Source organism: Oleiphilus sp. HI0080 (genome assembly GCF_001635135.1).
On the sequence record NZ_LWFU01000866.1, the window covers coordinates 1 to 760 of the forward strand.

At 48.0% G+C, this 760-nt stretch carries 1 protein-coding gene; it reads left to right on the forward strand.

Going from position 1 to position 760, the window contains the following annotated elements; all coding sequences use genetic code 11:
• Positions 1-760 (forward strand): hypothetical protein (locus A3751_RS23045; RefSeq protein ID WP_197466457.1); only part of this gene is annotated, 760 nt, incomplete at both ends.

The window sequence follows — 760 nt, forward strand, 5'->3', positions numbered from 1 at the left end:
TAAGCAAAAGTAGTGACGGTTCATTGGAAGGTGTTCACCACGAAGACAGCCTCACTTTCGAAGATGAGCCAAAGCGAGAACAAGATATAAAGCCGCTTCTGCAGCTAGTGCATGGCGCAAGTGATGCGCAGGCTGTGTTTTTTGCCTTTATCGGGCATGACTCGGTAACGACGGGTGCGTGGAATGAGCATCTCAGCGAATTGAGCTTGTCTCAGCAGCTAGACTTGCTTAGAGCGGCGATTCCGGCACTTAAGAATCTGGATAAAACAAATTATGCAGGGTTTCGACAAACCTTTATGGATGCAGTAAGTCGGGATAAGAAGCGCAGTCTCAAAGAATGGCTCGCCTACGAGCTGTTCAGAAACCCCTGCGATATTCATTTTGGGTATGCAAAAGCGCCCACCTTGAAGTATCGCAATCTGCAAAGCATTTCGGGCTTTTATAAAATTGTTCTCGCAAAATTTTTGGCTATGGGGACGCAAGGTAGCCAACAGCAAACGGATGCACTGGCTGCAGCAAAAGAGGCGAGTGGAATCCATATTGGCGCAGATGCCTTGGAGCAGCGAATTGATGGAAAAGAGTTTACCCAAGCCTGCTATGAATTAAAGCGCGCTTTCCCTTTGCTTAAACCTAGGATCTTAAAGGGTTTGTTGGCTGCGGCGCATGCCGATGAGGTGTTTTGTGAGACTGAGCAGCAGCTGATTTCTGTTCTTGCCGCTATTTGGGATCTGCCCCTGCCGGCTCTCATTAGTTCAGATAA